Origin of the sequence: Microcoleus sp. (genome assembly GCF_049646505.1) — a bacterium.
Taxonomy (GTDB): domain Bacteria; phylum Cyanobacteriota; class Cyanobacteriia; order Cyanobacteriales; family Microcoleaceae; genus Microcoleus.
The window spans coordinates 1-9,549 of the sequence record NZ_JBARVX010000591.1; the positions used below are offsets into that span (position 1 = coordinate 1).

Consider the following 9,549-nt stretch of genomic DNA (forward strand, 5'->3'; position numbering starts at 1 on the left):
CTACCCCTTCAAGCGGTAGAGGCGATCGCAACTATCGGCAGCAGCAACAAAAATTTGCTTTCGTTGGTCAATACTTTACTGGAGGTTCACCGATTTGAATCTGGTTGCAAGACTCTCGCGATCGCCCCTTTTGACCTCAAAAAACTGGTCAAAGAAGTCGTCAAGGAACTGGAAGCTGTGGCTATTGACAAAGGACTTATCCTAACCTGCGACGAGCCAGACTCGCAACCGCTGCGGATTGAGGGCGATCGCCTCGAACTCCGCCGAGTCATCACCAACTTAGTCGGAAATGCCATTAAATTCACCGATTTTGGTTGTGTGAAAGTCGTTGTCCGTCCAGATGCCAAGTCGGTAAGCATTAGCGTAGCAGACACCGGCCCCGGCATCAGAGCCTCAGAACAAGCCTCGCTGTTTGAACGATTTCGCACCGGAAACCATGCTAGAGCAGGTTGCGGCCTGGGACTGCACTTGTCAAGCCGGATTGTAGAAGCCCACTCTGGCAGCATTGACGTGACATCAACGGTGGGCCAAGGCAGCACATTTACTGTACGGCTCCCCATCTCGCTCTAAAAGTTTTGTTTGGATACAAAAGAGCGCATACGTTCTACCTTGGACACACTCGTGTCGCTGAAGTACAATTGTCCTTTTTTTAAACAAATCAACCATGAATAAAATTAGTGTTGCCTTAATTGAAGACCACCACCTGACAAGGGCCGGAATCAAAGCAGCTTTAGAAGACTGCGAAGAACTCGAATTTATCGGAGAGGCAGCTAACGGCCTGCAAGGGATAACTTTACTGGAGAAAACCCGGCCTGATGTAGCGATCGTTGATATCGGACTACCGGGGTTAGTAGATGGGATTGAACTGACAAAAAGGTTCAAAGAATACATACAAACTCCAAAAACCCCCAGCGTGGATAACCAACCGAAAGTGTTGATTTTGACTATGCAGGATAACGAAGAATCGGTGCTGGCAGCTTTTGCAGCGGGAGCCGATTCTTACTGCATGAAAGATGTCAGTTTTGAAAAGTTGGTGGAAGCCGTTGTTGAGACAAATGCTGGCGAAAACTGGATCGATTCTTCAATTGCCAGAATCGTTTTGGCTCGCATGAATAATCCTTTCAAGGAATCTGTCACCAAAGCCGCCATCTCCACCGTGTCAATCAATGGAGTCGATCCAGAGTACAGTCAGTTGTTAATGGCGAACCCTTTAACAGAACGAGAAAAAGAGGTTATAGAGCTGATTGTTGAAGGGTCCAGCAATGAGGAAATTTGCAAGCAGCTATACATTTCTCTCGGTACTGTGAAAACTCACGTGCGTAATATTCTCAACAAGCTGTCTTGCGACGATCGCACTCAAGCGGCTGTCAGAGCCCTTCGCGCGGGTTTAGTTGACTAAATCCGCTTCAAGAGCAACCGCTTGGTGGATAATACAACAGAGACGTTCCAGCAATCTAAGCTATTTAGGCGAGGGTCGCGATTAGAGGAGATGCAGTGCCAGTTAATGCCGACAAACCACACTTGTGGAAACCCGATATTGCCCTGTCGGTAGACTTCTATAACAATTGGTTCATGCAGTTCGCTCCAAAAGCCTACCGCGACACTCGCATTGCTACAACTCAACAAGTTGAATCCGCCTTAGCAGAGACAGCCAATCTGACCAACATCACGCCCGCATTACTGGGACAGCATCCAGAGGTTTTGCCCATTTTACGCATGGCGGCAGCGCCGCCAATTGCGCAAGATCGCCTGATCGGTTTAGCAGGAGTGTCGCCCAACCTGGTCAAAAATATGGAAGAAAAACAGCGAATTCCGCCCCGGGCAGACATTACAACTCTGGATGCTGAACTAACAAAAATCAGTCAAATTATTGCACGGCTGCTCGACAAAGATATTTTTCCTTGGCTAGAAAGCGGACAGCAGCCAACTGATAGTGAAGTTCAAAAAGCAGCAACAATTGTAGCAGATCGCCTTTGCGGTGCTATTTCTGACCCGATCGTTCGCAACGCTCAAGAACGAAGGCAGCTTGCTACGATCAGGCAATGGCTGGAACAGCGCGGTTATTCCTACGTTAGAGGAGGAGCCGGATTAAGTTTTGAGACAATGCAACCGGGGACTTTCTCGTTTCGGCTCAATATCCCGGTACTTTTACAGTCCGGTAGCAAACAAATTAATATCCCTATTGACGTTGCGCTCGCGCCAATTAATTCTATCCTTGGTGAATTCCCGTTATTGATTGAAGCGAAATCCGCCGGTGATTATACCAATCCCAATAAGCGACGCAAAGAAGAAGCTATTAAAATGACTCAATTGAGGAGCAACTACGGCAATAACGTGCGTTTTATTTTGTTTCTTTGCGGTTACTTTGACAGTGGCTATTTGGGTTACGAAGCGGCAGAAGGAATTGACTGGGTTTGGGAACATCGGATTGATGATTTAGCGCTATTTGAAATATGAATGTAACTGCAACAATTGAATTGACACGAATGTTGCGGCAATCGCAACTGGATGGAGCTCGAACTCAGGTTCAGCGAAATAAGCTAGGTCAGTTTGCTACACCTCCAACACTGGCAGCAGATATTCTCAAATATGCTTCAATGCTGTTGCCGTCAGACATTAAAATTCGTTTTCTCGACCCAGCTTTTGGCACAGGTTCTTTTTATTCGGCATTATTGCAGCAATTTGGGCGATCGCAAATTGTTAAAGCAGTCGGCTATGAAATTGACCCCCATTACGGAAACGAAGCGATTAAGCTTTGGAGTGACACTTCGCTACATCTGAATATCGCTGACTTTACCCAAGCGATACCCCCTAACTCTGACGAGGAAAAAGCTAACTTAGTCATTTGCAATCCTCCATATACCCGACACCATCATTTGAACCGAGTTGAAAAGCTGCGGCTGCAACAGCTAGCACAGCAAACAGCGGGAGTTAAACTCAGTCAGTTGGCTAGTCTTTACTGCCATTTTTTGTGCATTGCGGATGCGAGTATGGCTGTTGGCGGCTTAGCGGGGTGGCTGATTCCCAGTGGATTTATGGATGTGAATTACGGACAGCAAATTAAAGATTACTTGCTAAATCGCGTTACTCTACTGCGAATTCACTGTTTCGATGCTGCTGACGTGCAGTTTGAAGATGCACTATGTACGTCAGCAGTGGTTTGGTTTAAGAAAGCTTTGCCACCTGCTAATCATGCTGTTGAGTTTACCTATGGAGGGAGTTTGACAGCATCTAAAATGTCGCTGATCGTGTCGGTGGAGTCGCTACGCAGTGCAGCTAAATGGACTAAGTTTGGATTGATGTCTGGTAGTGTGAATTCTCAAGAGCAGCCGTTGAAACTTAAGGACTTATTCACTATCAAACGGGGGCTGGCGACGGGAGCGAACAATTTTTTTGTGTTGACACCAGAGCAAGTTTCTGCTTACCAATTGCCCTTTGAATTTCTCAAACCAGTTTTGCCTAGTCCCCGGCTGTTATCAGTTGATGAGATTGAGGGCGATGGCTTGGGAAATCCGATTCTCGATCGCCTGTTATTCCTGCTTTCTTGTGATTTGCCCCCTTTGGAGGTGAAAGCTAAGTATCCGTCGCTTTGGGAATATTTGCAGGTGGGGGTGAGGGAGGAAATTTGCGATCGCTATCTGTGCAAGCATCGCTCTCCCTGGTATACTCAGGAAAAGCGTCCCCCTTCCCCGTTTCTTTGTACCTATATGGGTCGTCAGGATACGGGTAGAGGTAGACCTTTTCGATTTATCCTCAATCATTCAAGGGCGACGGCTACCAATGTTTACTTGATGTTGTATCCTAAACCTGCTCTTGCCAAAGTGCTTTTAGATCAGCCAGAATTGCTCAAAGAGGTGTGGTCGGCGCTCGATCGCATTTCCGATCAGGCGTTAATGGGTGAGGGTCGCGTGTATGGGGGTGGACTGCATAAGGTGGAACCAAAGGAGTTGGGTAATGTGGTATCTCTCAAGATTATTGAGATATTAAGAAATAATCAATAAATGGGCAAGATCATGGCACAGATTATTTTAGTTGGTGGACCTACTGGTATTGGAAAAAGTAGATTTATTGATTCGTTAATTGAACAAGAAAATTTATTTTTGCGTCCTAAATCATACACAACAAGACCGCGTAGGTCTGATGAAAACCGTGACGAATATGAGTACGTTTCATTTGATGAATTTGAAAAATTAAGAATTAACAACAAGTTTGTTACAGTTGATGAAATTTATGGTAATTACTATGCAATGGCTTACAAATCAATTACTGAAATTCTTCAAAGCCAAAGGATTGTTATTAAAGAGATTCATCCAAAAAACCACGCTAAATTAAAAAATATTTTAACAGACACAATTTCCGTTTTGCTTTTACCCAAATCTCTAGATAGGTTCTGGAAAGAGGCTGAACATAATTCCCAGTTTTTATCTTCTGACAGATTAGCTAGGTTTAGGGAGGATCAAGAATTTTATAATTCCCTCGATCCTTATTCCTATCCTTTCGATATTGTCCTAACAATTGATCTAATATCAACACCGAACTCACTAAAAGATTATTTTTTATACAGCCTAGTTCAAAAAATATCTACTTCAGCCTTAAACTTAAAAGATTTTGATACTATAAATCAGTTAGGATACGATTTAATTGCTGAAGAATTTTCCGACGATAAACGTATTACTACAGCTAATTTTCACGACCTTAGTCTGACATTTTTTAAATCTCAAATTGAACAGTATGCAAGGCGAGACCAGCCTGTACTAGATTTGGGATCTGGTAGAGGTCATCTAGTCCCTATTCTTCAAGAAAACTTTTCTACTGTTGTAGTTATTGATATATCTCCTCAAATGCTTTCATTTATCAAGCCTCATTCGAGTGGACTGGTGAAAGTTATTGGATCTGCTTTTAATTTACCTTTTGCCGAGCAATCATTCAATTTTGTAGTGTCTAGCTTGGCAGACCCTTTTCTCCGCAAAGAAGCTCTCAATGAGGTTTTTAGGATTCTGGTAAATAATGGCGTTTTCATATTCAATTCACCATCAAAGATATGGTCAGATGCAATTCGACAAAGTGATATTTATTCTCAAGCATCAACTAAATTTATGCACTCTTCTGGTCTCGTAGCTAGAGTATGTTCATTTACTTACACTGATGATGAATTACGACAACTGATAGTTTCTTGTGGCTTTCAGATTGAAAAATTCGAGGTTGCTTACGGTAGGGAATTAAGCAAATATAGCCGCATCATATCTCCAGCATTAACACAAGCAGCAAGTAGGTTATTTATAGAACTTGATGATCTACCTATTCTTCAAATGGTCACAGTACGTAAGAAAGCTTAGCCTAAAAGAGGGTATACGATGTCTAATCTAGCAAAAGAGAATTCAATAAATGTAGATAGCTTTGGACTGAGGCTACGTTCACTACTACTGCAAGAAGACGAGAAAGCTATACTGATATCAAATTTACTCAACTCAGATCAAGCTTCCGATGTCCACAATATTAATTGTGATGGTTATGGTCGAGTGTGGCACAAGTCAATACTACCAGAAGACAATTGGGGAGAAATTGTTTTACCCTACTATCCAGCCTCATGGAGGTTAGGTATTTCTCTAGAAGAAGCCAGTGTTATACAAGTATTTCAGAGTGCAGGCTGTAACTATCGATGTTGGTTCTGTTTTGTAGATTACCGACTTTTAGCTGCTGACATCAAACGAGCTAAATACTTTACTTGCGAGTCTCTAGTTAAATTACTCAAAAAAGAAACTTTTATTCCTAGAGTAATCCGTTTGAGTGGAGGGCAACCTGATCTTACACCTGAGTGGACTCCTTGGATGATGAAGGCTTTAATCGAAGCTGAACTTGACAAAAGGACTTATCTATGGTTAGACGACAACCTTAGTAACGACTACGCTTGGACTTTTCTTCAAGATGAAGATTGGGAGTTTATGAAGAATTATAAAAACTTTGGAAGAGTTGGCTGCTTAAAAGGTTATGATCCTGAATCATTCCATTTTAATACCAAAGCTCCGTCAGAACACTTCTATCGTCAATTAGAAATACTAAAGAGATTAGTAAAAAGTGGGCTTGATGTGTATGTGTACTTGGTACTTACATCAAGTAACTTAGATCAATTAGATGAAAAAATGGAAAGATTGCTAGATGAACTTCAAAATATCCATCCCAACTTGCCTTTACGGGTATCGCCTCTAAAGATTAAACCCTATTCTCCCACTGTTTCCCGAATGAAAAGCTCTGAAGAAATAGCACTAGAAAAAAACCAATATTATGCACTCAAGGTTTGGAAAAAAGGGCTAACGAAACGTTTCTCATCTTCTCAATTGAAGTTACCCTGTTATCAAGCGCTAATTCAATAAGAACGCAAATGGAACACATTAACGTCAATTATTTTTTATACAATTAGTATGAGCAAGAAATCCTTTTCAAATCTAAATTTAGCATATAAGGAAATTTTATGTGATTTAATCACACAAGGGACTGAAGTAAATTCTACAACTGATCCTATGTCGATCGGTTCAAGGTTTGGGAATGAAGTTAGAAAAACTAAGGAAATTATTGGGTACTCGTTCGCAATTGAACATCCCCATGAGCGGGCTATTTTCCAGGAATCAAAGCCAATAAATTTACCTTTTGCAATAGCAAACTGTATTTGGACAATAGCTGGTTCAGATAGTCTAGATTTTATTAACTTTTATAATGATAGAGGTAAACAATTTTCAGATGACCACCTAACTCTATACGGCGCTCACGGAAAAAGGTTATTTAATACAGACGGAATTAATCAGATTGCGGCTATTATTAACCGCTTAAAAACAGATCCTTACTCTCGTAGAACCGTCGCAGCAATATATCAACCAGTTGACAATCAAGCAGTTTCTAAAGACATCCCATGCCCAATAGCAATTCAATTTTTTCAAAGAGATGACAAGTTACATACTGTTGCATACATGAGATCGCAGTCAGCAGCAATGGTTCTTCCCTATGATGTTTTCGTCTTTACTTTTCTCCAAGAAGTGTTAGCTGTAGAATTAGGACTCACTTTAGGAACTTACCATCATGTATGTGGCTCATTACACTATTACCTTGATGAACAAGAATTAGTGCATAAAGTTCTTAATGAAGAGAGCATATCAAGTTCTAATATATACATTCCTGCCCCTCAGATGCCAAAAACAGTAAGCCCGTTACAAATGATAAACACTATATTTTACTGCGAAAAAGAAATTCGTAGTAAAATTAAACATAGCTCAGGTAAATGCAATTTAGATTTACCAGATATACCCAATTACTGGAAGGAGGTACTATTAATATTAGTTATAGCGAACCTAACTAAGGTAGGAGCAGATATTAAGTTATATCTATCATATCTACCTGAATATTACTCAAGACATTTTTGTAAATCAAGTGAGAAATAATCTATGCTTTATAAACAACTAAACTTATTTGAAGGTTCCAATCCGGTTAAAAAGACATCTTTAGAAATAATATCTGCTGTAAGGAAACTCCGAGAATATCATGCACTAGGTCTTCTTGGTGGAGAGAAAATGCCTGAAGATGCAAATCCTGGCTTAGATAAGTCATCAAAGGATAATTTCCACTACTTTACTTTACCAATGGCATTGAATTATCAGCGTAACTCTTACAAATTATGGGAGGGTGCTCTTACTACGTATGAAGATCCAGAAACACATTTTGTATTTATACCAGAGCAAGTCGTAGTAACTTCTGAAGAAAAGCTTCGTGCGGCTCTCGTCAAACATAAGGTTGCTCTCCAACCAAATAGACACACTAATATATGGCGGACAATTTCTGAAACTCTAGTAAAATATTACCAAGGGGATGTAAGAAACCTATTTACTGCTAATGATAATAACATTGATTTAATCCTTAAAGAAGTACAAATCAACCGAAAAAAAGAGTTTCCCTATCTAAGTGGTCAAAAAATAGCTAATTACTGGCTCTATGTAATTTCACAATATACGAATTCAAAACTAAAAAATAAAAATTGCCTTTCAATTGCTCCAGATACTCATGTAATTCAAGCCAGTATTATGCTCGGAGTTATTGAAGAAAGTGATGACCATAACGCAATTCGTTCAAAAGTAGCTATTGCATGGCAGGAAATCCTTTCTGGTACTGAGTTATGCCCAATTGATATCCACACACCTCTTTGGTTGTGGAGTAGAAGAAATTTTCAACCAGATATCTAGCTCACGAGAGGATTATACTGGCTATTATGAAGATACTTATTGGCACAAAAAATTCTGCCAAATTCAATAGATATAAAACTATTCTAAGCCAAATGCCAGACTTAGAGGTTTTATCTCTAAGAGATATTTATATAACACTGCCCATTATCATAGAAGATGGAATGACGGCTGAAGAAAATGCTTCTAAAAAAGCAAGGGCATACGCTAAATCCACTGGACTACCAACATTAAGCGTGGATGAAGCACTATATATGGGTGGCCTCTCGCCAGAACAGCAGCCAGGAACTAATGTTAGGCGGTACATGGGAAAGGAATTAACTGACGATGAACTCTTAAATCTTTACTTAAAAAGAATAAAAAACATTCCACCAGAAAACCGAACTGCAACATGGATATTCGCCATCTGTTTAGTATTACCAAATGGGCAAGAGTTTTCTGCAAAAGTACAATTATGTGAAAAATTTTTAGAAGACCCTAGTTTACCAATCGTTCCTGGCTACCCATTAAGTTCCATTATCTATAATCCTCTTATAGGAAAAATATACCGAGATTTTACACCTGAAGAAGAAAGTAAGCGTCTTCATCCTATCTATGAGAAAGTAAGTAAAATAATTCAGGCTGCTAAGTGTCTTTAAAGAAAGCCCTAATTTGTAACCCTGTGAATTGGGCAAATAACTTTATTGCTTGGGTTTAATCCTTAAATTTTCGCCTTTCTATAGGCTCCACCCAAATTGTACAAAATCCTTCTGTAGCTGGCCTTCCCGCAACTTCCAAAGTCACCCCCAAACGCTTGACATCTTTTTTACATTCTAAATTAGCAAGACTATCCGAATTCCACTTCATCAAATTCCGAGCAAACTTCCCATCACCGCTAGTCGCCCACCGCAAAGCCTCCGCCTGCTCCTGAGTCAAATGAACCGCCTCCCCTGGCGCAAACCCTCCTTGCAACCAAAGTAAACCCATCCATCCCATCAAAGCACCTATACCCAACGTCGTCAATAGGATACCCGCCGCTGCCACCAAAGAACACGCAGATGTCGCCACCCTTGTCAATTCCGTCTGACGCACCAGAGAATTGACAACCTCAGCAATTTGCCCCTCTTGCTTCTCAACCGCCACTCGCTCGTAACTTGCCAAAGTCTTATTAATCCGCCCCACCCACCGATCGAATGCTAACTCAAAATCCTCCGGTTTTGGACTCTCTTGAATCAGCACTTCCAACCGGCCAGTAGCCAACAAAATCAGAAAAATCGGGTCAGTTGGCTCAATTTTCCCCTTAAAAGCCAACTCCAAAACCTTGCGCCGATACTCCTCAGATTGCCCC

General features: G+C 41.0%; 10 protein-coding genes. 9 read left to right on the top strand and 1 reads right to left on the bottom strand.

Going from position 1 to position 9,549, the window contains the following annotated elements:
- The 9 genes from WBA89_RS27605 to WBA89_RS27645 form a co-directional block, all read left to right on the top strand.
- Positions 1-570 (top strand): sensor histidine kinase (locus tag WBA89_RS27605; protein WP_424410830.1); only part of this gene is annotated, 570 nt, incomplete at its 5' end.
- A 94-nt stretch (positions 571-664) separates the two neighbouring features.
- Positions 665-1,399 carry a response regulator gene (locus WBA89_RS27610; RefSeq protein ID WP_371123321.1) on the top strand — a complete coding sequence of 245 codons (735 nt, stop codon included), beginning with the start codon at positions 665-667 and terminating at the stop codon, positions 1,397-1,399.
- A 95-nt stretch (positions 1,400-1,494) separates the two neighbouring features.
- The gene (locus WBA89_RS27615) at positions 1,495-2,457 is read left to right on the top strand and encodes a XamI family restriction endonuclease (protein ID WP_424410831.1); all 963 of its coding nucleotides are present in this window, start codon (positions 1,495-1,497) and stop codon (positions 2,455-2,457) included.
- Positions 2,454-4,001 (top strand): Eco57I restriction-modification methylase domain-containing protein, encoded by a 1,548-nt coding sequence (locus tag WBA89_RS27620; RefSeq protein ID WP_424410832.1) that lies wholly within the window; start codon positions 2,454-2,456, stop codon positions 3,999-4,001. The genes WBA89_RS27615 and WBA89_RS27620 overlap by 4 nt, the downstream gene beginning before the upstream one ends.
- 12 nt (positions 4,002-4,013) lie before the next feature.
- Positions 4,014-5,336 carry a methyltransferase domain-containing protein gene (locus WBA89_RS27625; protein ID WP_424410833.1) on the top strand — a complete coding sequence of 441 codons (1,323 nt, stop codon included), beginning with the start codon at positions 4,014-4,016 and terminating at the stop codon, positions 5,334-5,336.
- A gap of 18 nt (positions 5,337-5,354) precedes the next feature.
- Entirely contained in the window at positions 5,355-6,371 is a 1,017-nt protein-coding gene (locus WBA89_RS27630) for a radical SAM protein (protein ID WP_424410834.1), read from the top strand.
- Between the two features lie 48 nt (positions 6,372-6,419).
- A complete protein-coding gene (locus WBA89_RS27635) occupies positions 6,420-7,430 on the top strand; it encodes a thymidylate synthase (protein WP_424410835.1) in 1,011 nt (336 codons plus the stop codon).
- Between the two features lie 3 nt (positions 7,431-7,433).
- A complete protein-coding gene (locus WBA89_RS27640) occupies positions 7,434-8,225 on the top strand; it encodes a hypothetical protein (RefSeq protein ID WP_424410836.1) in 792 nt (263 codons plus the stop codon).
- A gap of 26 nt (positions 8,226-8,251) precedes the next feature.
- Complete coding sequence (locus tag WBA89_RS27645; RefSeq protein ID WP_424410837.1) at positions 8,252-8,860, top strand: non-canonical purine NTP pyrophosphatase; 609 nt, start codon at positions 8,252-8,254, stop codon at positions 8,858-8,860.
- A gap of 55 nt (positions 8,861-8,915) precedes the next feature.
- Here WBA89_RS27645 and WBA89_RS27650 read toward each other — a convergent pair.
- The coding region (locus tag WBA89_RS27650) for a DUF6753 family protein (RefSeq protein WP_424410838.1) at positions 8,916-9,549 on the bottom strand (634 nt) is incomplete at its 5' end.

Excerpts from the sequence above, each read along its gene's own strand:
- WBA89_RS27620 (WP_424410832.1), top strand. The coding sequence starts at position 2,454 with ATGAATGTAACTGCAACAATTGAATTGACACGAATGTTGCGGCAATCG.
- WBA89_RS27630 (WP_424410834.1), top strand. The coding sequence starts at position 5,355 with ATGTCTAATCTAGCAAAAGAGAATTCAATAAATGTAGATAGCTTTGGA.
- WBA89_RS27640 (WP_424410836.1), top strand. The coding sequence starts at position 7,434 with ATGCTTTATAAACAACTAAACTTATTTGAAGGTTCCAATCCGGTTAAA.
- WBA89_RS27635 (WP_424410835.1), top strand. The coding sequence starts at position 6,420 with ATGAGCAAGAAATCCTTTTCAAATCTAAATTTAGCATATAAGGAAATT.
- WBA89_RS27610 (WP_371123321.1), top strand. The coding sequence starts at position 665 with ATGAATAAAATTAGTGTTGCCTTAATTGAAGACCACCACCTGACAAGG.
- WBA89_RS27645 (WP_424410837.1), top strand. The coding sequence starts at position 8,252 with ATGAAGATACTTATTGGCACAAAAAATTCTGCCAAATTCAATAGATAT.
- WBA89_RS27625 (WP_424410833.1), top strand. The coding sequence starts at position 4,014 with ATGGCACAGATTATTTTAGTTGGTGGACCTACTGGTATTGGAAAAAGT.